Annotated in this window: 18 protein-coding genes, 3 rRNA genes and 1 pseudogene; 16 read left to right on the forward strand and 6 right to left on the reverse strand. The window is 67.3% G+C overall.

Annotated elements, in window-relative coordinates:
* Positions 1-14 precede the first annotated feature (14 nt).
* Positions 15-236, forward strand: a complete 222-nt coding sequence (locus ACV7NM_RS24580; RefSeq protein ID WP_463412305.1) for a hypothetical protein — start codon at positions 15-17, stop codon at positions 234-236.
* Positions 237-343: 107 nt separating this feature from the next.
* A complete protein-coding gene (locus ACV7NM_RS24585; protein WP_463412306.1) occupies positions 344-865 on the forward strand; it encodes a SixA phosphatase family protein in 522 nt (173 codons plus the stop codon).
* Between the two features lie 120 nt (positions 866-985).
* Here ACV7NM_RS24585 and serB read toward each other — a convergent pair whose 3' ends face one another.
* Complete coding sequence (gene serB, locus ACV7NM_RS24590; protein ID WP_463412307.1) at positions 986-2185, reverse strand: phosphoserine phosphatase SerB; 1200 nt, start codon at positions 2183-2185, stop codon at positions 986-988.
* A gap of 314 nt (positions 2186-2499) precedes the next feature.
* Here serB and ACV7NM_RS24595 point away from each other — a divergent pair, with 314 nt between their 5' ends.
* Positions 2500-5037, forward strand: a complete 2538-nt coding sequence (locus ACV7NM_RS24595) for an ABC transporter ATP-binding protein/permease (protein WP_463412308.1) — start codon at positions 2500-2502, stop codon at positions 5035-5037.
* Positions 5038-5140: 103 nt separating this feature from the next.
* Here ACV7NM_RS24595 and ACV7NM_RS24600 read toward each other — a convergent pair whose 3' ends face one another.
* Complete coding sequence (locus ACV7NM_RS24600; protein ID WP_463412309.1) at positions 5141-5806, reverse strand: transglycosylase SLT domain-containing protein; 666 nt, start codon at positions 5804-5806, stop codon at positions 5141-5143.
* Between the two features lie 553 nt (positions 5807-6359).
* On the opposite strand from ACV7NM_RS24600, the gene ACV7NM_RS24605 reads away from it, so the two are divergent.
* The 3 genes from ACV7NM_RS24605 to ACV7NM_RS24615 all read left to right on the forward strand — a co-directional run bounded on the left by ACV7NM_RS24605 (position 6360) and on the right by ACV7NM_RS24615 (position 8638).
* The gene (locus ACV7NM_RS24605) at positions 6360-7601 is read left to right on the forward strand and encodes a GAF domain-containing sensor histidine kinase (protein WP_463412310.1); all 1242 of its coding nucleotides are present in this window, start codon (positions 6360-6362) and stop codon (positions 7599-7601) included.
* Positions 7594-8241: a response regulator gene (locus ACV7NM_RS24610; protein WP_463412311.1), complete on the forward strand. Its 648-nt coding sequence runs from the start codon at positions 7594-7596 to the stop codon at positions 8239-8241. The genes ACV7NM_RS24605 and ACV7NM_RS24610 overlap by 8 nt, the downstream gene beginning before the upstream one ends.
* 151 nt (positions 8242-8392) lie before the next feature.
* A complete protein-coding gene (locus ACV7NM_RS24615) occupies positions 8393-8638 on the forward strand; it encodes a chaplin (RefSeq protein ID WP_463412312.1) in 246 nt (81 codons plus the stop codon).
* A gap of 74 nt (positions 8639-8712) precedes the next feature.
* On the opposite strand, the gene ACV7NM_RS24620 is transcribed toward ACV7NM_RS24615, so the two are convergent.
* Positions 8713-9495 (reverse strand): hypothetical protein, encoded by a 783-nt coding sequence (locus ACV7NM_RS24620; RefSeq protein WP_463412313.1) that lies wholly within the window; start codon positions 9493-9495, stop codon positions 8713-8715.
* Positions 9496-9629: 134 nt separating this feature from the next.
* On the opposite strand from ACV7NM_RS24620, the gene ACV7NM_RS24625 reads away from it, so the two are divergent.
* The 4 genes from ACV7NM_RS24625 (at position 9630) to ACV7NM_RS24640 (ending at position 12872) form a co-directional block, all read left to right on the forward strand.
* The gene (locus ACV7NM_RS24625) at positions 9630-10424 is read left to right on the forward strand and encodes an ABC transporter ATP-binding protein (RefSeq protein WP_463412314.1); all 795 of its coding nucleotides are present in this window, start codon (positions 9630-9632) and stop codon (positions 10422-10424) included.
* A gap of 84 nt (positions 10425-10508) precedes the next feature.
* Complete coding sequence (locus ACV7NM_RS24630; RefSeq protein ID WP_463412315.1) at positions 10509-10940, forward strand: NfeD family protein; 432 nt, start codon at positions 10509-10511, stop codon at positions 10938-10940.
* An 84-nt stretch (positions 10941-11024) separates the two neighbouring features.
* Positions 11025-12011, forward strand: coding sequence for an SPFH domain-containing protein (locus ACV7NM_RS24635; protein WP_136216288.1), 987 nt, complete (start codon positions 11025-11027; stop codon positions 12009-12011).
* Positions 12012-12101: 90 nt separating this feature from the next.
* Complete coding sequence (locus ACV7NM_RS24640; RefSeq protein WP_463414055.1) at positions 12102-12872, forward strand: sulfite exporter TauE/SafE family protein; 771 nt, start codon at positions 12102-12104, stop codon at positions 12870-12872.
* Between the two features lie 49 nt (positions 12873-12921).
* Here ACV7NM_RS24640 and ACV7NM_RS24645 read toward each other — a convergent pair whose 3' ends face one another.
* The 3 genes from ACV7NM_RS24645 to ACV7NM_RS24655 form a co-directional block, all read right to left on the reverse strand.
* On the reverse strand, positions 12922-13425 hold the full coding sequence (locus ACV7NM_RS24645; RefSeq protein ID WP_463412316.1) for an HNH endonuclease: 504 nt from the start codon (positions 13423-13425) through the stop codon (positions 12922-12924).
* Positions 13426-13574: 149 nt separating this feature from the next.
* Positions 13575-14108 (reverse strand): YbhB/YbcL family Raf kinase inhibitor-like protein, encoded by a 534-nt coding sequence (locus ACV7NM_RS24650; RefSeq protein WP_463412317.1) that lies wholly within the window; start codon positions 14106-14108, stop codon positions 13575-13577.
* Between the two features lie 50 nt (positions 14109-14158).
* Positions 14159-14941: a sporulation protein gene (locus tag ACV7NM_RS24655; protein ID WP_463412318.1), complete on the reverse strand. Its 783-nt coding sequence runs from the start codon at positions 14939-14941 to the stop codon at positions 14159-14161.
* Positions 14942-15072: 131 nt separating this feature from the next.
* Between ACV7NM_RS24655 and ACV7NM_RS24660 the strand changes: the two genes are divergently transcribed.
* From ACV7NM_RS24660 to ACV7NM_RS24685, 6 genes and pseudogenes are all read left to right on the forward strand, one after another.
* Positions 15073-15714, forward strand: coding sequence for a DNA-3-methyladenine glycosylase (locus tag ACV7NM_RS24660; RefSeq protein WP_463412319.1), 642 nt, complete (start codon positions 15073-15075; stop codon positions 15712-15714).
* A 556-nt stretch (positions 15715-16270) separates the two neighbouring features.
* A 16S ribosomal RNA gene (locus tag ACV7NM_RS24665) occupies positions 16271-17795 on the forward strand.
* 283 nt (positions 17796-18078) lie between these two features.
* Positions 18079-21202: ribosomal RNA gene (locus tag ACV7NM_RS24670) — 23S ribosomal RNA — on the forward strand.
* Between the two features lie 106 nt (positions 21203-21308).
* Positions 21309-21425 (forward strand): 5S ribosomal RNA (gene rrf / locus ACV7NM_RS24675).
* The 16S, 23S and 5S rRNA genes sit together here, the layout of an rRNA operon.
* A gap of 181 nt (positions 21426-21606) precedes the next feature.
* Positions 21607-22953: pseudogene (locus ACV7NM_RS24680) on the forward strand (hypothetical protein); the annotation flags it as partial.
* 96 nt (positions 22954-23049) lie between these two features.
* A complete protein-coding gene (locus ACV7NM_RS24685; protein WP_463414056.1) occupies positions 23050-23895 on the forward strand; it encodes a tetratricopeptide repeat protein in 846 nt (281 codons plus the stop codon).
* Positions 23896-23900: the final 5 nt, after the last annotated feature.

The following is a 23900-nucleotide window of genomic DNA, read 5'->3' on the forward strand; positions in this document are numbered from 1 at the left end:
CCAGGGAGGCGGCCATGTCGGCCCCCACGCACACCCCGTCCGTCCCCCGCCGTCGCACCCCGCCCGCCGGTACGGGCGCCGACGCCCGGCTGCACTGGTGGGCGCCGGCGCTGCCCGCGCTCGCCTTCTGCTTCCTGCTGCTGCTCCTGGCCGGATCGGGTGAGGCACACGCCGCGAGCGGCGAGGGCCCCTCCCTGGTCCACGTCACCGCACAGCTGTGGCGCGCCGTCGGCTGACCGGCGCACGCCGGGGCGCGCGGGGGGCGCAAGGAGACGCCGCGCCCGGTCCTCGAACCCCTCAACACCCCGCGCCCCATGGTTCGTTTCATGCGAAGCTGGGCTCCATGAGCGCCGACACACCCCGCAGGATCGTCCTCCTCCGGCACGCCAAGGCCGAATGGTCGGACGGCACAGACCACGAACGCCCGCTGGCGGAACGCGGCCGACAGGACGCACCGGCCGCCGGTCGGAAGCTGGCCCGGACCGGCATCGACTTCGATCTGGCCCTCTGCTCGACCGCCACCCGGACCCGCGAGACCTGGAAGCTCGCCGTCCAGGAGCTCCCGCACCGGCCGAGGACCACGTACGAGGAGCGGCTCTACGACGCCTCGCTGGGCGAACTCATCGCCCTGCTGAACGAGACCCCGGACGAGGTGGCCGACCTCCTGGTCATCGGCCACAACCCCGGGATGCACGCCCTCGCCGACGCGCTGTCCGCGACGGCCCAGGGCGACGCGCTCCAGCGGATGAGCCGCGCTGGCTTCCCGACCTCGGCCCTCGCCGTCGTCTCCTTCACCGGCACCTGGAAGTCCCTGGAGCACGGTGTGGGCACCTTGCTGGACTTCTGGACCCCCTCGGACCACTGAGGCCCCGGACCACGCTCGCGCAGGATTGACATACGACAGGTGCCCGGCCGGGATGTCCGGCCGGGCACCTGTCGTGAGCAGACCGCTCGGTCCGTAACGGTGCGGGGATACGGAGGCCCGTCAGACCAAGTCGGCGGCTTCCACTTCCTCGCGGGTGATGCCGAGCAGGTAGAGCACCGCATCCAGGAACGGCACGTTCACCGCCGTGTCCGCGGCCTCGCGGACCACCGGCTTGGCGTTGAAGGCGACGCCCAGCCCGGCCGCGTTCAGCATGTCCAGGTCATTGGCGCCGTCCCCGATCGCCACGGTCTGCGCCAGCGGCACGCCCGCCTCCGCCGCGAAGCGGCGCAGCAGCCGGGCCTTGCCCGCACGGTCCACGATCTCGCCCGTGACGCGGCCGGTCAGCTTCCCGTCGACGATCTCCAACACGTTCGCCGAGGCGAAGTCCAGGCCGAGCCGCTCCCGGAGGTCGTCCGTGACCTGGGTGAAGCCGCCCGAGACCACGCCGACCTGGTAGCCCAGCATCTTGAGCGTCCGGATCAAGGTCCGGGCACCCGGGGTGAGCCGCACCTCGGCGCGCACCTTGTCCACGACGGAGGCGTCCAGACCCGCGAGCAGCGCGACCCGTGCGTGCAGCGACTGCTCGAAGTCGAGCTCGCCTCGCATAGCCCGCTCGGTGACCTCGGCGACCTCGGCCTCACATCCGGCGTGCGCCGCGAACAGCTCGATGACCTCGTCCTGGATCAGGGTCGAGTCCACATCCATCACGACCAGGCGCTGCGCCCGGCGGTGCAGCCCCGCCGACACCACCGCCACGTCGACGCCGATCTGGGCGGCGGCGGTCGCCAGCGCGGTCCGCAACGGCTCCGTCGCGGCGCCGGAGACGGCGAATTCCACGGCCGTCACCGGATACTTCGCCAGCCGGAAGATGCGGTCGATGTTGCCGCCCGTCCCGGTGATCCTGGCCGCTATGGCCGCCGTCGACTCGGCGGTCAACGGGTGACCCAACACGGTCACGTGCGAGCGGCCACTGCCACGCGGCCGGTTGTCGCCGGTGCCGGACAGGATCTCGGCCTGCATCTTGAGCGACTCGGCCCAACTGTGGACGGTGGCCCGCAGCTCGCCTTCCGTGCCGCCGACGGGCATGGTGACGAGGGCGCACAGGACGATGCGGCCCCGGGTGACGACCTGCTCGATGTCGACCACGTCGACGGAGTAGGCGGCGAGGGTGTCGAACAGCCCGGCGGTGATCCCGGGACGGTCCTTGCCGAAGATCTTGACGAGGAGGGTGGGGACGTCGGAGGTCTGCGAAGCGCTCATGGTCCTCTCACCGTATCTTGACCACTCCCGGACCAGGACCCCCGTCCCACCCAGCGGTCACAAGCTTCCCCGTACGTTCGCCCGCGCGCCATCCCGGCGTGGCGTCGGAGTGTCCCGGCGCATCCTTCCGTACGGGGCTCTCGAGGTGGCATTCGACCGGATCTGCTCCCCTACGCGGAGGCTCGACAAGGCCCCGATTCCACATGTGGGCCCGGGCCTGAAATAGTTCCCCCGGATGTTCGCCATCCCTAGACTCCCTGACGTCGGGCTCCCTGACGGCAGGGGGCTTCTCGGGGGACTTAAGTGGGGCTGGAGTGCCGGAACTCGTACTGGAATTGAATGGCAGGACCTGGACGCTCGATCCGTCCAGGTCGTACTCGCTGGGGCGCGATCCCCAGGGGGACATGGTGATCGATGACGCCCGGGTGTCGTGGCGGCACGCCACCATCACCTGGAACGGCCGTGGTTGGAGCCTTGAGGACCACGGCAGCACCAACGGCACCTATGTGCACGGGAGTCGGGTCCAGCAGACCGAACTCGTGCCCGGTACGCCGGTACACCTCGGCAACGCGACCGACGGGCCGCGGCTGAATCCGAGCGCCGCCGTCGCGGCGGCCGCCGCGGCGCCCGCGTACCAGGGGCAGGTCCCCGCGTACGAGGCCCCGCCGCAGCAGCCGCCGCAGCAGCAGGCCTGGCAGCAGCAGGCCGCGCCCCAGCAGCAGGCGCAGCAGCACTTCCCGCAGCAGGCCCAACAGCCGCCGGCGCAGCAGCACGCCCAGGCGCACTTCCCGCAGCAGCAGGGCGGCGCCGCCCACCCCGCACAGGGCGCGGCCCCCGGCTACAGCGACCGCAGCCCGACGACGTTCCACCAGATCGACGTCGGCCGCGTCATGCGCATCGGTCGTGCCCTGGAGAACGAGCTCGTCGTCTCGGACCTCCAGGTCTCGCGCCACCACGCGGAGTTCCGCTCCACCGGCGGCCGTTTCGAGATCCACGACCTCGGCAGTCACAACGGCACCTACGTCAACGGCCAGCCGCTGCCCAAGTCCGGCACCGCGCAGCTCGGCCCGAACGACATCGTCGGCGTCGGCCACTCGACGTTCCGGATCGTCGGGGACCGGCTGGAGGAGTTCGTCGACACCGGCGAGGTCTCCTTCTCGGCCCGCCACCTCACCGTCACCGTCGACGGCGGCAAGCAGATCCTCAAGGACGTCACCTTCGGCGTCCCGGAGAAGTCGCTCATCGGCGTCATCGGCCCCTCCGGTTCAGGCAAGTCGACTCTGCTCAAGGCGCTGACCGGCTACCGGCCCGCCAACCAGGGCGACGTCCTCTACGACAACCGCAACCTGTACAAGCAGTTCGCGGAGCTCCGCCAGCGCATCGGCCTGGTCCCGCAGGACGACATCCTGCACAAGGAGCTCAAGGTCAGCACGGCCCTGAAGTACGCGGCCAAGCTCCGCTTCCCCGGCGACACCGCCGAGTCCGAGCGCGCGGCCCGCATCGACGAGGTGCTGCGCGAGCTCAAGCTCGACATCCACAAGGACAAGAAGATCACCTCGCTCTCGGGTGGTCAGCGCAAGCGCGTGTCCGTCGCCCTGGAGCTGCTCACCAAGCCGTCCCTGATCTTCCTGGACGAGCCCACCTCCGGACTCGACCCGGGCATGGACCGCGACGTCATGCAGCTCCTGCGCGGCCTCGCCGACGACGGCCGCACCGTGCTCGTCGTCACGCACTCGGTGGCCGAGCTGTCCATCTGCGACAAGCTGCTGGTCATGGCCCCGGGCGGCTCGGTCGCGTACTTCGGCCCGCCCGCCGAGGCGCTGAACTTCTTCGGGTACTCCACTTGGGCCGACGTGTTCTCCGCCTTCGAGAACTTCCGCGACTACGACTGGGCCGGCCGCTGGAAGGGCTCACAGCACTACCAGCTGTACGCCGCCGACATCGACGCGGTGGCGCCGCAGCCGGTCACGATGCCCCCGCAGCAGCAGGTGAACCCGCCGAAGCCGCAGGCATGGGGATCACAGCTGTGGACGCTGATCCGCCGCTACGTCTCGGTGATCGCCTCGGACAAGGGCTTCCTGGCCCTGATGGTGCTCCTGCCGGCGGTCCTCGGCGTGGTCTCCATCGTGATCCCCGCGAAGTTCGGCCTCGCCCCTCCGACGCCGCCGAGCCGCTTCAACGGTGACGCCGGCACGATCATGCTGATCCTCTGTGTCGGCATGTGCTTCTCCGGAGCGGCGAACTCGGTCCGTGAACTGATCAAGGAACGGGTCATCTACGAGCGGGAACGCGCGACGGGCCTGTCCCGGTCGGCCTACCTCATGTCGAAGGTGATCGTCCTCGGCCTCATCACGGCCATCCAGGGCGTGATCATCTGCGCCATCGGCTTCACCCCCCGCAAGCTGCCGGCCGAGGGCCTGATCATGCCCCCCGCCGTCGAGCTCTGCATCGCGGTCACGTCCCTGGGCTTCACCGCCATGATGTTCGGCCTGGTGATCTCCTCGCTGGTGAAGACCGCCGAGAAGACCATGCCGCTGCTGGTCATGTTCGCGATCATCCAGGTCGTCTTCACCGGCATCCTGTTCCAGCTCTACGACAAGATCGGCCTGGAGCAGTTCGCCTACCTGATGCCGTCGCGCTGGGCCGTCGGCGCCGCCGGCACCACCCTGAACCTCGGCAAGCTGATGGCGCCGTGGGACCCGGAGAACCCCACCAACACCGACCCCCTGTGGGACCCGAGCGCCGGCCAGTGGTTCCTGGACATCTTCGTCCTGCTCGCCCTCGGCGTCGCCTGCGGCTTCGCGGTGGCCCGCCTGCTGCGCCGCCACGAGCCCGAGGTCATGCGCAAGTAGCACGACCCGCGCCCGACGCGCCACGCACGAACGCCTCAGGGCGGCACCCGGAAGACCGGGGGCCGCCCTGAGGCGCATGGGGGGCTGCTCTGCCGCCAGAGGCCTAGTAGGCGCTGTTGACGTTGTCCATCGAGCCGTAGCGGTCGGCCGCGTAGTTGCAGGCGGCGACGATGTTCGCGACCGGGTCGTAGAGGTCGAACTTCGTGCCCTTGACGTGGTAGGCGGCGAAGGTCGGCTGGATGACCTGGAGGAGACCCTTGGACGGGATGCCGTTCTGGGCGTTGATGTCCCAGTTGTTGATCGCCCGCGGGTTGCCGCTGGACTCACGCATGATGTTGCGGTGGATGCCGGCGTAGGTGCCCGGGATGCCCTCGCGCTTCATGATGGACAGGGCTTGCTTGATCCAGCCGTCCAGGTTGTTCGCGAACACCGGGGTGCGGACCGCGGAACGGCTGGCGGCGGCCTTCGCCTCGCGCGCCTTCTTCGCGGCGGCGGCCGCGTCGGAGGCCGCCTTGGCCTTCGCGTTCTTGTCGGCTATGGCGAACTGCGTGCCGAGGTGCGCCTGCACGGTCTTCGTCTGGGCGCCGTCCACGACCTTCGTCCACGCCACGGGGGCGAGGGCGACCGTCGTCCCGCTCTTCTCGGCGGCGTTGGCCGGAACGAGGGAGAAGGCGAGCGCGGCGGCACCGAGGGTGGCGATGCCGGCGAAGGAGAGCTTCTGGGCCTTGGTCAGACGAAGACTGTGGCCGGGGGTGCTGGTCTCGGACATGCGTGAGCAACCTCTTCGAATAGCGGGGGCCGCAGGAAAGCGCCGGGGGCCCGTCGGGACCGCGGCGCTGTGCGACGTCGACATTCTTAGCGGTGGCAAAAAGGCATGGCAAAGGTGTGACGTACGATCCCGCTTAGTGGATCACGACCGCCCGATCAGGCTTGTTTCCAGCGATCGAAGCTAGGCGCAGCAGTGCTGACAGTGTCTTTACGGGCGTACTACGCAGCTTCGTAAGTGACTTGCGTCCTATGCCCGGGCTCACATCGGGCAGGGGTCGGTCTCACCGAGCGTTGCCGTTGCAATGCGTTCGGTGAGTGACGTCATCCTCAGGTCGCAGCGGACGGCCTCACGCGTCGTCCCCTAGACCGACCCGCCCCCGGCAACCGCCCGGCGGTCGAGCGGCCAAGCGGCCAAGCGGCCGTGCGGGCCCTCGTACCCCCGTACTCGGCGCCCATGCGCCGGCCGCAGACGGCGGGCGCGCTCCCGGACCGGGCCCCACGACCTACGCCCGAGGACCGATCCCGCAGGTCAGAGCCGCCGGTACGGTGAGCCCATGCACCCCAACGGACCCTGCACGGGACTGGCCGCCGTCAGTACCGCGCTGCTGGCCATGAGCCGCCGCCTGGAGGTCCGCGACGTCCTGCGGACGATCGTCGTCTCCGCACGCGAGCTCCTGGACGCCGAATACGCGGCCTTGGGCGTCCCGGACGACCACGGCGGCTTCGCCCAGTTCGTCGTGGACGGCGTCAGTGAGGAACAGTGGCGAAGGATCGGCCCGCTGCCGCGCCAGCACGGCATCCTCGCCGCGATGCTCCACGACGATGGCCCCGAGCGACTCACCGACGTACGCGAGGACCCGCGCTTCGGCGGCTGGCCCGCCGCCCACCCGGAGATGTCGGACTTCCTCGGCATGCCCATCCGGGACGGCGACGAGACCCTCGGCGCCCTCTTCCTCGCGAACAAGCGCCACACGGACCACACGGACCACACCGGCCACGCGGTCGAAACCGGCGGCACGGGCGGCACGGGCGGCACGGGCGGCACGGGGGAGACGGTCGACGCCGGAGACCGGCCCGGCACCCGCGGATTCACCGACGAGGACGAGGAACTCCTCTCCCTCCTCGCGCAGCACGCCGCGATCGCACTCACCAACGCCCGCCTCTACGAACGCAGCCGAGAGCTCACCATCGCCGAGGAGCGCTCCCGCCTCGCCCACGAACTGCACGACGCCGTCAGCCAGAAACTGTTCTCCCTGCGCCTCACCGCCCAGGCCGCCGCCACCCTCGTGGACCGCGACCCCGCACGGGCCAAGGGCGAACTCCAGCAGGTCGCCGCCCTCGCGGCCGAGGCCGCCGACGAACTGCGCGCCGCCGTCACCGAGCTCCGCCCCGCCGCCCTGGACGAGGACGGGCTCGTCGCGACCCTGCGCGATCACGTCCGGGTCCTGGACCGCGCCCACACCGCGCACGTCACCTTCACCTGCGACGGGATACGGGCCCTCCCCGCGACCCAGGAGGAAGCCCTCCTGCGCGTCGCCCAGGAGGCCCTCCACAACGCCCTGCGCCACTCGGGCGCCGACCGCGTCGAGGTCACCCTGACCCGGCATGCCGCCGGCGCGCTGCTGGCCGTACGGGACAACGGCCGCGGCTTCTCACCCCACGCCGTCCGCACCGCCGGCCGCCACCTCGGCCTCGTCTCCATGCGGGACCGGGCCGGCGGCGTCGGAGGCAGGCTCGAAGTCCGCTCGGAGCCAGGTGCGGGCACCACGATCGAGATGGAGGTCCCCGGTGGCTGACACACCCATCCGCGTCCTGCTGGTCGACGACCACCAGGTGGTCCGGCGCGGCCTGCGCACCTTCCTGGAGGTACAGGAGGACATCGAGGTCGTCGGCGAGGCCGCGGACGGCGAGGAGGGCATCGCCCGCGCGGAGGAGCTGCGCCCCGACGTGATCCTCATGGACGTCAAGATGCCGGGCACCGACGGGATCGAAGCCCTGCGGCGGCTGCGCGACCTCGCGAACCCCGCCCGGGTCCTGGTCGTCACCAGCTTCACGGAGCAGCGGACGGTGGTCCCCGCCCTGCGGGCCGGGGCCGCCGGATACGTCTACAAGGACATCGACCCCGACGCCCTGGCGGCGGCCATCCGCTCCGTCCACGCCGGCCACGTCCTGCTCCAGCCGGAGGTCGCGGAGGCCCTGCTCGCGCAGGAGGACCAGCCCTCGTCATCGCCCCGCGCGGGCGCGCTGACCGACCGGGAGCGGGAGGTCCTCTCCCTCATCGCGGACGGCCGCGCGAACCGGGAGATCGCCCGCGCGCTCGTCCTGTCCGAGAAGACGGTCAAGACGCACGTCTCGAACATCCTGATGAAACTGGACCTCTCCGACCGCACCCAGGCCGCCCTGTGGGCGGTCAGGCACGGGATCGTGGACGCCTAGACGAGATTCCCCGCCCCGGTTCGCCTCCGGTGTGAGATTCATACGGTCGGGTGTATGTCGCCCACATGGCGTATCCCGACGGGGGAGCGGCCGTTCTCCATGCATGCCACGGCGGCCGGCCGCGGCCGACGTACTGGAGGAAAGAAGAAACGTGAAGAACTTCAAGAAGGCCACTGCCGTCACCATGATCGCGGGTGGCCTCCTCGCCGCCGGCGCCGGTGTCTCCTCGGCGCACGGCGGTGCGTCGGCGGCGGGCGAGGCCCAGAACTCGCCGGGTGTGGCCTCGGGCAACCTGGTCCAGGCCCCCGTGAACGTCCCCGTCAACGTGGTGGGCAACTCGGTCAACGTGATCGGCCTGCTCAACCCCGCCTTCGGCAACACGGGCGTCAACGCCTGACCCCTCCCGCCCCACCGGCCCCGCTTCCCCCATCTCCCCGGGAGCGGGGCCGCGGCACGTCCGCCCCGGAGCTCTCAGCCCCGCTCCCGCTCCTCCACCGCCGCGTTGTACGCCGCGACCAGCGCCCGCCGCGCCACCCGCTCCACCGGCCGCAGGGCCTCCGCCCGCGCCGCCATCTCCGAGGCGGCCACCGCACCCCCGTGCCCGTTCTCGTACGCCAGCGACACCATCAGGTCCACCCGCTGCGCCAGCGCCAGCACCCGTACCGCCCGCGCCGGGTACCCCGGCGCCAGGACGTCCCGCCCGGCCTCCGCCCGCGCCCGGTACGCCGACAGCGCCGCGTCCGCCACCGGCCCCGACGCCGCCACGTCCAGCCGGCTCAGCACCACCGTCGCCTCGCGCAGCGCCTCCGCGAGCTCCCGCTCCGCCTCACCGAGCGACGGCACGTCCGCCGGCGGGGCCTCCCGTACCGGCAGGCAGTGCCAGACCACCTCGACGTGCACGTCCCCGACCGGCCCCGCCTCGGTCACCTCCGGCACCAGACCCATCGCCGCACCCACCGCGACCACCGCCTCCTCGGCCTCCAACGCCCGCGCGTTGAACTCCGGCGGCCCACTGAGCCCCAGCGGATGCCCCGGCGCGGGCAGCGCCACCCGCAACCCGATCACGCCCAGCGCCCGCATCCGGCCCAGCGCCAGCGTGAGCCCCACCGGGCCCGACTCCCCGGGCAGCCCCGCCACCCGGTGCACGGCGTCCTCGCCCACGATCGACAGCACGGCCTCGTCGGGCGAGACCAGACCGGCCAACAGCGCGTTCCCCCAGGCGGCCAGCCGCCCTGAACGTGGTTCGAAAAGCATCCCCCCACTTTACGGATCGGCCCGGGGGACCGGCCTGGCGCCCGGACCCCTCCGCCAGTGGCGTAGGTTTTCCCCTGGGGCTGCGCCTACCGGTGCACAGACGAACCGAGACTGCAAGGGGAGACAACACGCTCATGAGCGATGTTCTGGAGCTGGTGGACGTATCCGTGGTCCGCGAGGGCCGGGCGCTGGTGGACCAGGTCTCCTGGTCGGTGAAGGAGGGGGAGCGCTGGGTGATCCTCGGCCCCAACGGCGCCGGGAAGACCACCCTGCTCAATGTCGCCTCCAGCTACCTCTTCCCCACCACGGGCGAGACCACCATCCTCGGCAGCACCCTCGGCAAGGTCAACGTCTTCGACCTGCGCCCGCGCATCGGCGTCGCCGGCATCGCGATGGCCGACAAGCTCCCCAAGCGGCAGACCGTCCTGGAGACCGTCCTCACCGCCGCCTACGGCATGACGGCGACCTGGCAGGAGGAGTACGAGGACATCGACGAGCAGCGCGCCCGCGCGTTCCTCGACCGCCTCGGCATGACGGACTACCTGGAGCGCAAGTTCGGCACCCTCTCCGAGGGCGAACGCAAGCGCACCCTGATCGCCCGCGCCCTGATGACCGACCCCGAGCTGCTGCTCCTCGACGAGCCGGCCGCCGGTCTCGACCTCGGTGGCCGCGAGGACCTCGTACGGCGCCTCGGACGCCTCGCCCGCGACCCGCTCGCGCCCTCCATGGTCATGGTCACGCACCACGTCGAGGAGATCGCCCCGGGCTTCACCCACGTGCTGATGATCCGCCAGGGCAAGGTCGTCACCGCCGGTCCCATCGACCTGGAGCTGACCTCCCGCAACCTCTCGCTGTGCTTCGGCCTCCCGCTCGTCGTGGAGCGCAACGACAGCGACCGCTGGACCGCCCAGGGCCTCCCGCTCCGCTAGGCCGCGTTCCGAAAGTGCCTCCCGGCCCTCGGCAGCCCGCCCGCACCCTGTCCCGACCGCGCCCGCCAGACCTACCATGACCATGTGACCAACATCGACGCATGGGTGTGGTGGCTCATCGGCGCGGTCGGACTGGGAATTCCCCTCGTCCTCACGGCGATGCCGGAGTTCGGCATGTTCGCCGTCGGCGCGGCCCTCGCCGCCGTGGCGGCCGCGCTCGGCGCGGGAGTGGTGGCCCAGGTCCTGGTGTTCGTGATCGTGTCGATCGCGCTCATCGCCGTCGTCCGCCCCCTCGCCAACCGCCACCGAGACCAACGCCCCCAACATCTCAGCGGGATCGAGGCGTTGAAGGGCAAAAGCGCCGTCGTCCTCGAACGCGTCGACGGCCGCGGCGGTCGCATCAAGCTCGCCGGCGAGATCTGGTCCGCGCGCACCCTCGACTCGGACACCGTTTTCGAACCCGGCGAGTCCGTCGACGTCGTGGACATCGACGGAGCGACCGCCGTCGTCATGTGAGAACCACCCGACTCGCGGCCCCAGGGTCTGCGAGACTCCGATCAACGGGGCAGCACAGACAGCCGGAAGGGCACGGGGAACCGCATGCAACCGATCATCATCGTCCTGATCATTCTGGTGGTTCTGGTCTTCATCGCACTGGTCAAGACGATCCAGGTGATCCCGCAGGCCAGCGCCGCCATCGTCGAGCGGTTCGGCCGCTACACCCGCACCCTCAACGCGGGCCTCAACATCGTCGTCCCGTTCATCGACTCGATCCGCAACCGGATCGACCTGCGCGAACAGGTCGTCCCCTTCCCGCCGCAGCCCGTCATCACCCAGGACAACCTGGTCGTCAACATCGACACCGTCATCTACTACCAGGTGACCGACGCCCGGGCCGCGACGTACGAAGTCGCCAGCTACATCCAGGCCATCGAGCAACTCACCGTCACCACCCTGCGCAACATCATCGGTGGCATGGACCTGGAGCGGACCCTCACCTCCCGCGAGGAGATCAACGCGGCCCTGCGCGGCGTACTCGACGAGGCCACCGGCAAGTGGGGTATCCGCGTCAACCGCGTCGAACTCAAGGCGATCGAGCCGCCGACCTCCATCCAGGACTCGATGGAGAAGCAGATGCGCGCCGACCGCGACAAGCGCGCCGCGATCCTCCAGGCCGAAGGTGTCCGGCAGTCCGAGATCCTGCGCGCCGAAGGCGAGAAGCAGTCCTCCATCCTGCGCGCGGAAGGTGACGCCAAGGCGGCCGCCCTGCGGGCCGAGGGCGAGGCCCAGGCCATCCGTACCGTCTTCGAGTCCATCCACGCCGGCGACGCCGACCAGAAGCTCCTCGCCTACCAGTACCTCCAGATGCTCCCGAAGATCGCCGAAGGCGACGCCAACAAGCTCTGGATCGTGCCCAGCGAGATCGGTGACGCCCTCAAGGGCCTCTCCGGGGCCATGGGCAACTTCGGCCCCATGGGCGGCGGTTCCGGCTTCAACCCGCAGAACTCCGGCAAGGAGGGCGGCGGCATCCCCGCCGCCCGCGACAAGGACTCCGCGGACCGCCGCGAACAGCCCCCCATCGACTGACCGCCCGCCGCCTCCTGCATGATCAGTGAGGCCCCCCGACCTTTCATGGCGGGGAGGCGACCCACTCATGCGAAGGGGATGGCAATGTCCATGTCCATCTGGGAATCAGTCGCGGTCTTCGCCGCAGGTGTCGGAGCCGGCACCATCAACACCATCGTCGGCTCCGGCACCCTCATCACCTTCCCCGTCCTGCTCGCCACGGGACTCCCGCCGGTCACCGCCAACGTGTCCAACACCCTCGGCCTGGTGCCCGGCTCGATCAGCGGCGCCATCGGCTACCGCAAGGAGCTCAAGGGCCAGCGCTCCCGCATCCTGCGGCTCGGCGCCGTCTCCCTCGTCGGCGGACTCGCAGGCGCGATCTTGCTCCTCACCCTGCCGTCGGACAGCTTCAACACGATCGTGCCCGTCCTCATCGGACTGGCCCTCGTCCTCGTCGTCCTCCAGCCCCGCCTCGCCGCCGCCCTGCGCGCACGCCAGGAGGCCGCGGGCGGTGACACCGGACACCCCGACGGCGGGCCCGCCCTCCTGACCGGCATGCTGCTCGCCAGCGCGTACGGCGGCTACTTCGGCGCCGCCCAAGGCGTGCTGTACCTCGGCCTGATGGGCCTGCTGCTCCACGACGACCTGCAACGGATCAACGCCGTCAAGAACGTCCTCGCCGCCCTCGTCAACGGCATCGCGGCCGTCTTCTTCCTCTTCGTCGCCGACTTCGACTGGACGGCCGTGGTCCTCATCGCCGTCGGCTCCACCCTCGGCGGCCAGATCGGCGCGAAGGTCGGCCGCCGACTGCCCCCGACCGCGCTGCGCGCCGTCATCGTGGCAGTCGGCATCATCGCCATCGTCCAACTGCTGCTCCGCTGAACCACGTAGCGAACCTACGCAGCCCAGCGGGTCCGCGTACGCCGACGGACTAGGCGGTACGCGCCAACCACTCCGGCAGCACCTCACGCCCGCCGGAGCCCAGGGCGAGCAGCATCGCGTCCGCCGGCGACGGGACGAACGGCTTGCGGAGCAGCGGCATCCCCGCCTCCTCCGGAGTACGGGCCGCCTTGCGGTGGTTGTCCTCCGCACACGACGCCACGGTGTTCAGCCAGGTGTCCCCGCCACCCTGGGCCCGCGGCAGTACGTGGTCCACGGTCGTCGCACGCTTCCCGCAGTACGCGCACCGGTGCTGGTCGCGGGCCAGCACCCCCCGCCGCGACCAAGGAGCATGTCTTCGAAACGGCACCCGCACGTACCGGCAGAGCCTGATCACGCGAGGCAACGGAAGCTCCATGGTGGCGGCCCGGACACGCAGCTCGGGATGCGACTGTTCGACCACGGCCTTGTCCTGGAGCACCAGCACCACAGCCCGGTTCAACGTCACCGTCGACAGCGGCTCGAAGCTCGCGTTCAGCACCAGCGTGTCCCGCATCTCGCCCACCTCCCGTGTGCAGGCCCGCTTCCTCCCTGGCGGCAAGGCCCGGAACCACTCTGGCCGCGCGCGCCACGCGGGACAACGCAATAAAAATGCCCGGTCCTGGCCGTCTTTAGACCAGGACCGGGCAAACGCTCGGGAAACGATCAGCCCGCCGGAGCCTCGTACTCACCGATCAGCTGGGCACGGCCCAACGTGTGGAACCTCAGGTTGAACCCGACGACCGCCGGCGAGACGTCCGAGCCGGGCCCGAGCTTCTCCTGGTCCACCGCGTACACGGTGAACACGTACCGGTGCCGCTCGCCGGCCGGCGGGGCGGCCCCGCCGAAGTCCTTCGACCCGTAGTCGTTGCGCACGTGCACCGCCCCGTCCGGCAGCCCCTCGAACTTCCCGCTGCCCGCACCCGCCGGCAACTCCGTCACCGAGGCCGGGATGTCGAAGAGCACCCAGTGCCAGAACCCGCTGCCCGTCGGGGCGTCCGGGTCGAAGCACGTCACGGCGAAACTCTTCGTCCCCGCCGGGAACCCCTCCCACCGCAGGTGCGGCGAGACGTTCCCGGCCGACTGGACCTGGGCATCCCCCAGATCCGCGCCGGGAGCCAGGTCGTCACTCACCACGGAGAAGCTGTGCACCTCCGGGTGGAAGTCGTGCGGAAGAGGAGCCCTGCGCTGCTCGGCCACTACTGAACCTCCTGATCGCTTACCAGTACCGCCCCGAGCCTAGACACCCCTCAGAACCAGTTGCGCTGCGAACCCACGGAGGCGATCCACTGGTTCAGATACGCCGCCCAGTCGGTCCCCTCGTACGACTGCAGACCCACCTGGAAACAGCGGTAGGTGTCGCTGCCTTCGGTGAAGAGGCCGGGCTTCTTGTCCATCTCCAGCACGACGTCCATCTCGCGCCCGTCGGAGACGAACGTCAGCTCCACCTGGTTCAGCCCCCGGTACTGCGACGGCGGCAGGAACTCGATCTCCTGGTAGAAGGGCAGCGTCTGCCGCGTCCCCCGGATGTGCCCGCGCTCCATGTCCGCCGAGCGGAACGAGAACCCGAGTCGACGGAACGCGTCCAGGATCGCCTGCTGCGCCGGCACCGGGTGCACGTTGATCGGGTCCAGGTCACCGGCGTCCACCGCCCGCGCGATCTCCAGCTCCGTGCTCACCCCGATGTTCATGCCCCGCAGGTGCTGGCCCTCGAAATGGGTGATCGGCGTCTCCCACGGGATCTCCAGCCCGAACGGCACCACGTGCAACGCACCCGGCTGCACCTGGAACGCGCCGCCCAGCCGCTGCTTCGCGAAGACGATGTCCTGCTTGTGCTCCTGGTCACCGCCCTCCACCTCCACCCGTGCCTGGAGCCCGACCGACAACCCCTCGATCTGCTGCTCGACGGAGCCGCCCTGGATCCGGACCTCGCCCTGGACGATCCCGCCCGGAACGACGTTCGGCTCGGTGATGACGGTGTCCACCGAGGCACCGCCGGCACCCAGCGCCGCGAACAGCTTCCTGAACCCCATGCTTTGACTCCCCTTGAAGCTCTGTGATGTGAAGGCTCCGGACATGACCCCGACCTTCCGGTCCTTACCCCTACAAACGCGGAACGCCAGGCCCCGGTTGCGAGCGCGCGACCTCCAGTACGCTCGACCGGATGAGCGCGCGACCCGACCGTACGCCCCTGGCCCGGTCCTTCTTCGACCGCCCGGTCCTCACCGTGGCCCCCGATCTGCTCGGCCGCACCCTGGTCCGGCGCACGTCCGAGGGCCCCCTCGAACTACGCATCACGGAAGTGGAGGCCTACGAGGGGGAAGCCGACCCGGGCTCCCACGCCTATCGCGGGCGTACCCAGCGCAACGCCTCGATGTTCGGGCCGCCCGGACACGCGTACGTCTACTTCATCTACGGCATGTGGTTCAGCCTCAATCTGGTGTGCGGCCCGCCCGACCACGCGAGCGGCGTACTCGTCCGCGCCGGCGAGATCACCTTGGGCGCCGACCTGGCCCGCAAACGTCGACTTTCCGCCAGAAATGACAGGGAACTCGCCAAAGGCCCGGCCCGCCTGGCGACGGCCCTGGACATCGACCGTTCCCTGGACGGCACCGACCTCTGCGACGGCCCGGACTCCCCTTTGTCCCTGCTCGTCGGCACGCCCACCACACCCGACCTGGTGAGCAGCGGCCCCCGCACGGGAGTGGGCGGAGCCGGCGCGGACCATCCGTACCGCTTCTGGATCACCCACGACCCGACGGTCAGCCCTTATCGCGCCCACGCGCCACGCCGCCGCTCAACTTGACTCGGCCCGGGCGGACGCCTAACGTAGCCCGAGCCGCTTGAACGGGTCCTGCGTTCGCAGACTCCCGGAGCGGCGAAACCCACTACCTACGACTTGCCCCTGGCGGGGACGATTTCGGCATGCCCGAATTCGAATCCGACGGCCCGATTATGAGCCCCAAGGGAAAAGCGCTAACGTGGTGGAGCGCCGAAAGGCACAAGGCCCCCAACGGCCACCGAATTCAAATCCGCAGACTGCGACTTTCGAGAAGCAGGGCGCGGAAATGATCTGGTAGAGTTGGAAACGAAGGAAGCGCCCGGAGGAAAGCCCCCAGTCACAACTGAGGGTGAGTACGAAGGAAGCGTCCGTTCCTTGAGAACTCAACAGCGTGCCAAAAATCAACGCCAGAAGTTGATACCCCGTCCATTTCGGTGGATAAGGTTCCTTTGAAAAAGTCCTGGCCCCGATTCGTTGGGGGCAGGCAATGAACACAGCGAGGACGTTGTGGTCGACCGGTCTTATTCCGACCTTGGTTGACCCGCTCTAAGTGTGTGTTTCACCCGATTACGGGTAAACATTCATGGAGAGTTTGATCCTGGCTCAGGACGAACGCTGGCGGCGTGCTTAACACATGCAAGTCGAACGATGAAGCCCTTCGGGGTGGATTAGTGGCGAACGGGTGAGTAACACGTGGGCAATCTGCCCTTCACTCTGGGACAAGCCCTGGAAACGGGGTCTAATACCGGATAATACTCCTGCCTGCATGGGCGGGGGTTGAAAGCTCCGGCGGTGAAGGATGAGCCCGCGGCCTATCAGCTTGTTGGTGGGGTAATGGCCCACCAAGGCGACGACGGGTAGCCGGCCTGAGAGGGCGACCGGCCACACTGGGACTGAGACACGGCCCAGACTCCTACGGGAGGCAGCAGTGGGGAATATTGCACAATGGGCGAAAGCCTGATGCAGCGACGCCGCGTGAGGGATGACGGCCTTCGGGTTGTAAACCTCTTTCAGCAGGGAAGAAGCGAAAGTGACGGTACCTGCAGAAGAAGCGCCGGCTAACTACGTGCCAGCAGCCGCGGTAATACGTAGGGCGCAAGCGTTGTCCGGAATTATTGGGCGTAAAGAGCTCGTAGGCGGCTTGTCACGTCGGATGTGAAAGCCCGAGGCTTAACCTCGGGTCTGCATTCGATACGGGCTAGCTAGAGTGTGGTAGGGGAGATCGGAATTCCTGGTGTAGCGGTGAAATGCGCAGATATCAGGAGGAACACCGGTGGCGAAGGCGGATCTCTGGGCCATTACTGACGCTGAGGAGCGAAAGCGTGGGGAGCGAACAGGATTAGATACCCTGGTAGTCCACGCCGTAAACGTTGGGAACTAGGTGTTGGCGACATTCCACGTCGTCGGTGCCGCAGCTAACGCATTAAGTTCCCCGCCTGGGGAGTACGGCCGCAAGGCTAAAACTCAAAGGAATTGACGGGGGCCCGCACAAGCAGCGGAGCATGTGGCTTAATTCGACGCAACGCGAAGAACCTTACCAAGGCTTGACATATACCGGAAAGCATTAGAGATAGTGCCCCCCTTGTGGTCGGTATACAGGTGGTGCATGGCTGTCGTCAGCTCGTGTCGTGAGATGTTGGGTTAAGTCCCGCAACGAGCGCAACCCTTGTCCTGTGTTGCCAGCATGCCCTTCGGGGTGATGGGGACTCACAGGAGACCGCCGGGGTCAACTCGGAGGAAGGTGGGGACGACGTCAAGTCATCATGCCCCTTATGTCTTGGGCTGCACACGTGCTACAATGGCCGGTACAATGAGCTGCGATACCGTGAGGTGGAGCGAATCTCAAAAAGCCGGTCTCAGTTCGGATTGGGGTCTGCAACTCGACCCCATGAAGTCGGAGTTGCTAGTAATCGCAGATCAGCATTGCTGCGGTGAATACGTTCCCGGGCCTTGTACACACCGCCCGTCACGTCACGAAAGTCGGTAACACCCGAAGCCGGTGGCCCAACCCGTAAGGGAGGGAGCTGTCGAAGGTGGGACTGGCGATTGGGACGAAGTCGTAACAAGGTAGCCGTACCGGAAGGTGCGGCTGGATCACCTCCTTTCTAAGGAGCACAGTACCGATTGCAGACAAATGTTCTGCACGGTCAGCTCATGGGTGGAACGTTGATTAGTTGGCACCGGATGGTCTGATGGTTCTCGAGTACTGCTTCGGCGTGGAAAGAGGAGACGGAAGGTCTTCGGTGCTTGGCACGTTGTTGGGTGTCTGAGGGTACGGCCGTATGGCTGTCCTTCTGCGATGCCGGCCCCAGTGAACTTGTGCTTCGGTGCAGGGTGATGGGTGGCTGGTCGTTGCTTGAGAACTACACAGTGGACGCGAGCATCTGTGGCCAAGTTTTTAAGGGCGCACGGTGGATGCCTTGGCACCAGGAACCGATGAAGGACGTGAGAGGCCGCGATAGGCCCCGGGGAGCTGCCAACTGAGCTTTGATCCGGGGGTGTCCGAATGGGGAAACCCGGCAGTCGTCATGGGCTGTCACCCACTGCTGAACACATAGGCAGTGTGGAGGGAACGAGGGGAAGTGAAACATCTCAGTACCCTCAGGAAGAGAAAACAACCGTGATTCCGGGAGTAGTGGCGAGCGAAACCGGATGAGGCCAAACCGTATGCGTGTGATACCCGGCAGGGGTTGCGCATGCGGGGTTGTGGGAATTCTTTTGATCGGTCTGCCGGCCGGTCGGCGAGTCAGAAACCGTTGATGTAGTCGAAGGACATGCGAAAGGTCCGGCGTAGAGGGTAAGACCCCCGTAGACGAAACATCAGCGGCTTGCTTAAGAATCTCCCAAGTAGCACGGGGCCCGAGAAATCCCGTGTGAATCTGGCGGGACCACCCGCTAAGCCTAAATATTCCCTGGTGACCGATAGCGGATAGTACCGTGAGGGAATGGTGAAAAGTACCGCGGGAGCGGAGTGAAATAGTACCTGAAACCGTGTGCCTACAAGCCGTGGGAGCGTCGCGCATTGAGTTTACTCAATGCGTCGTGACTGCGTGCCTTTTGAAGAATGAGCCTGCGAGTTAGCGGTGTGTAGCGAGGTTAACCCGTGTGGGGAAGCCGTAGCGAAAGCGAGTCCGAATAGGGCGATTGAGTTGCACGCTCTAGACCCGAAGCGGAGTGATCTAGCCATGGGCAGGTTGAAGCGGAGGTAAGACTTCGTGGAGGACCGAACCCACCAGGGTTGAAAACCTGGGGGATGACCTGTGGTTAGGGGTGAAAGGCCAATCAAACTCCGTGATAGCTGGTTCTCCCCGAAATGCATTTAGGTGCAGCGTCGTGTGTTTCTTGCCGGAGGTAGAGCACTGGATAGGCGATGGGCCCTACCGGGTTACTGACCTTAGCCAAACTCCGAATGCCGGTAAGTGAGAGCACGGCAGTGAGACTGTGGGGGATAAGCTCCATGGTCGAGAGGGAAACAGCCCAGAGCATCGACTAAGGCCCCCAAGCGTACGCTAAGTGGGAAAGGATGTGGAGTCGCAGAGACAACCAGGAGGTTGGCTTAGAAGCAGCCACCCTTGAAAGAGTGCGTAATAGCTCACTGGTCAAGTGATTCCGCGCCGACAATGTAGCGGGGCTCAAGCGTACCGCCGAAGTCGTGTCATTGCAGCAATAAGCCCCAACGGGTGTTGTGATGGGTAGGGGAGCGTCGTGTGCCGGGTGAAGCAGCAGCGGAAGCTAGTTGTGGACGGTTCACGAGTGAGAATGCAGGCATGAGTAGCGATACACACGTGAGAAACGTGTGCGCCGATTGACTAAGGGTTCCTGGGTCAAGCTGATCTGCCCAGGGTAAGTCGGGACCTAAGGCGAGGCCGACAGGCGTAGTCGATGGACAACCGGTTGATATTCCGGTACCCGCTTTGAAACGCCCAATATCGAATCAGGCGATGCTAAGTCCGTGAAGCCGTTCCGGACCCTTCGGGGAAAGGAAAGTGGTGGAGCCGACGAACCAGACTTGTAGTAGGTAAGCGATGGGGTGACGCAGGAAGGTAGTCCAGCCCGGGCGGTGGTTGTCCCGGGGTAAGGGTGTAGGCCGAGGGGTAGGCAAATCCGTCCCTCATTAAGGCTGAGACCTGATGCCGAGCCGATTGTGGTGAAGTGGATGATCCTATGCTGTCGAGAAAAGCCTCTAGCGAGTTTCATGGCGGCCCGTACCCTAAACCGACTCAGGTGGTCAGGTAGAGAATACCGAGGCGTTCGGGTGAACTATGGTTAAGGAACTCGGCAAAATGCCCCCGTAACTTCGGGAGAAGGGGGGCCATCACTGGTGAAGGAACTTGCTTCCTGAGCTGGGGGTGGCCGCAGAGACCAGCGAGAAGCGACTGTTTACTAAAAACACAGGTCCGTGCGAAGCCGTAAGGCGATGTATACGGACTGACGCCTGCCCGGTGCTGGAACGTTAAGGGGACCGGTTAGTGCGCTTTCGGGCGTGCGAAGCTGAGAACTTAAGCGCCAGTAAACGGCGGTGGTAACTATAACCATCCTAAGGTAGCGAAATTCCTTGTCGGGTAAGTTCCGACCTGCACGAATGGCGTAACGACTTCTCGACTGTCTCAACCATAGGCCCGGTGAAATTGCACTACGAGTAAAGATGCTCGTTTCGCGCAGCAGGACGGAAAGACCCCGGGACCTTTACTACAGTTTGATATTGGTGTTCGGTTCGGCTTGTGTAGGATAGGTGGGAGACTTTGAAGCCGTGACGCCAGTCATGGTGGAGTCGCCGTTGAAATACCACTCTGGTCGTGCTGGATGTCTAACCTCGGTCCGTGATCCGGATCAGGGACAGTGTCTGATGGGTAGTTTAACTGGGGCGGTTGCCTCCCAAAGGGTAACGGAGGCGCCCAAAGGTTCCCTCAGCCTGGTTGGCAATCAGGTGTTGAGTGTAAGTGCACAAGGGAGCTTGACTGTGAGACCGACGGGTCGAGCAGGGACGAAAGTCGGGACTAGTGATCCGGCGGTGGCTTGTGGAAGCGCCGTCGCTCAACGGATAAAAGGTACCCCGGGGATAACAGGCTGATCTTCCCCAAGAGTCCATATCGACGGGATGGTTTGGCACCTCGATGTCGGCTCGTCGCATCCTGGGGCTGGAGTCGGTCCCAAGGGTTGGGCTGTTCGCCCATTAAAGCGGTACGCGAGCTGGGTTTAGAACGTCGTGAGACAGTTCGGTCCCTATCCGCTGTGCGCGTAGGAATATTGAGAAGGGCTGTCCCTAGTACGAGAGGACCGGGACGGACGAACCTCTGGTGTGCCAGTTGTCCTGCCAAGGGCATGGCTGGTTGGCTACGTTCGGGAGGGATAACCGCTGAAAGCATCTAAGCGGGAAGCCTGCTTCGAGATGAGTATTCCCACCTCCTTGAGAGGGTAAGGCTCCCAGTAGACGACTGGGTTGATAGGCCAGATGTGGAAGCCCGGTAACGGGTGGAGCTGACTGGTACTAATAGGCCGAGGGCTTGTCCTCAGTTGCTCGCGTCCACTGTGTTAGTTCTGAAGCAACGAACAGTTGCTGGTTTCTTGAGCTGGAACACAACTACAAAGTGTGCTTGTTCGCTCGAAACCGATAGGGTTTCGGTGGTCATAGCGTTAGGGAAACGCCCGGTTACATTCCGAACCCGGAAGCTAAGCCTTTCAGCGCCGATGGTACTGCAGGGGGGACCCTGTGGGAGAGTAGGACACCGCCGAACAATCTTTCAAAGGACCCTTGGTCCAGCGTTCAACGCTGGACCAAGGGTCCTTTTTGTTTTTGCATCTCTTTACGCCGAAGCGCGGCCATGGGTTGGTTGCGCGAGAATGACTAGCGGTACCCCGAAGACAGGAGTCACACCCATGTCCAACTCTCCCGACGATCGTCCGGAGCGCGAGCCTCGTCGCAACGACGGTGGTGACAGGGGCGGCTACCGCGGGGGCCGTGACGACCGTGGCGGTGACCGTGGTGGTTTCCGTCGCGACGACCGCGGTAGCCGTCCGACCGGTGCTGGTGGCGGCTTCCGCCGTGACGACCGTGGTGGGCGTCCCGCCGGCGGCGGCGACCGTCCCTCCGGTGGTGGTTTCCAGCGTCGTGATGACCGCGGCGGTGACCGCCCGAGCTACCCGCGTCGTGATGACCGTGGTGACCGTCCCTCGGGTGGTGGTTTCCAACGCCGTGACGACCGTGGCGGTGACCGCCCGAGCTACCCGCGTCGTGATGACCGTGGTGACCGCCCCAGCGGTGGTGGCTTCCAGCGCCGTGACGACCGTGGCGGTGACCGCCCCAGTTACCCGCGTCGTGATGACCGTGGTGACCGCCCCAGCGGTGGTGGCTTCCAGCGTCGTGATGACCGTGGTGAGCGTCCCTCCGGTGGTGGCTTCCAGCGTCGCGATGACCGTGGCGGTGACCGTCCGAGCTTCCCGCGTCGTGATGACGACCGCGGGGGTCGTCCCAGCTACCCCCGTCGTGATGACGACCGCGGTGGTTTCCGTGGCGGTCGTGATGACCGTGGCGGTGACCGTCCGAGCTACCCGCGTCGTGACGACCGGGGTGAGCGTCCCTCCGGTGGTGGCTTCCAGCGTCGTGACGACCGTGGTGGCGACCGCCCGAGCTACCCCCGTCGTGATGACGACCGCGGTGGTTTCCGTGGTGGCCGTGATGACCGTGGTGGCGACCGTCCCAGCTACCCGCGTCGTGACGACCGTGGCGACCGCCCCTCCGGTGGTGGCTTCCAGCGTCGTGACGACCGTGGTGGCGACCGTCCGAGCTTCCCGCGTCGTGATGACCGGGGTGAGCGTCCCTCCGGTGGTGGCTTCCAGCGTCGTGACGACCGGGGCGGTGACCGCCCGAGCTACCCCCGTCGTGATGACGACCGCGGTGGTTTCCGTGGTGGCCGTGATGACCGTGGTGGCGACCGTCCCAGCTACCCGCGTCGTGACGACCGTGGCGACCGCCCCTCCGGTGGTGGCTTCCAGCGTCGTGACGACCGTGGTGGCGACCGTCCGAGCTTCCCGCGTCGTGATGACCGGGGTGAGCGTCCCTCCGGTGGTGGCTTCCAGCGTCGTGACGACCGGGGTGGCGACCGCCCGAGCTACCCCCGTCGTGACGACCGTGGCGACCGCCCCTCCGGTGGCTTCCAGCGTCGTGATGACCGTGGTGGCGACCGCCCGATCTACCCCCGTCGTGACGACCGTGGCGACCGCGGTGGCGACCGCGGTGGGTTCCGTGGCGGCCGCGATGACCGTGGTGGCGATCGCGACTTCCGCGCCGACCGTGACCGCGACCCGGTCAAGCGGCTTCCGATCGACGAGGACATCACCGGTCACGAGATCGACGCCGATGTGCGTCAGGAGCTCCTGAGCCTGCCCAAGGGTCTGGCCGAGGAGGTCTCGCGCAACCTGGTCATGGTGGCCCGGCTGATCGACGAGGACCCCGAGCAGGCGTACGCGTACGCCCGTATCGCCCTGCGGCTCGCCTCCCGCGTCGCCGCCGTCCGTGAGGCCGCCGGCTTCGCCGCGTACGCCACGCAGAAGTACAGCGAGGCGCTCGCGGAGTTCCGTGCCGCTAAGCGCATGACCGGCTCGGTCGAGCTGTGGCCGGTCATGGCCGACTGCGAGCGCGGCCTCGGCCGTCCGGAGCGGGCGCTGGCGATGGCCGGTGAGCCCGAGGTGCAGAAGCTGGACAAGGCCGGCCAGGTCGAGATGCGTCTCGTGGCGGCCGGGGCCCGGCGGGACATGGGCGAGCTGGACGCCGCCATCGTGACCCTCCAGAGCCCGGAGCTGGCGTCGAACTCCGTGCAGCCGTGGACCGCGCGCCTGCGGTACGCCTACGCCGACGCCCTGCTGGCCGCCGGTCGTGAGGACGAGGCCCGCGAGTGGTTCGCCAAGACCGCCGAGGCGGACAAGGACCAGGCGACGGACGCCTCCGACCGGCTCGCCGAGCTCGACGGGGTCGAGTTCGTCGACGCCGCCGTACCGGACGACCGGGAGGACGACGACCTCGAGGACATCGCCGACGCCGACGTCGAAGAGGACGATGACGAGGGCGACGAGGACGACGCCGAGGTGGCGGCCGCCGAGCGCGCCGCCGACCAGGCCGAGTACTACGACGAGGACGACGAGGAGTACGAGCCCCTCGACGCCGCCGCCGACGACGCGGAGCGGGCCGAGGGCCGCGACAAGGCCTGACGGCT

It is taken from the genome of Streptomyces sp. Tek67B01, from assembly GCF_055231995.1.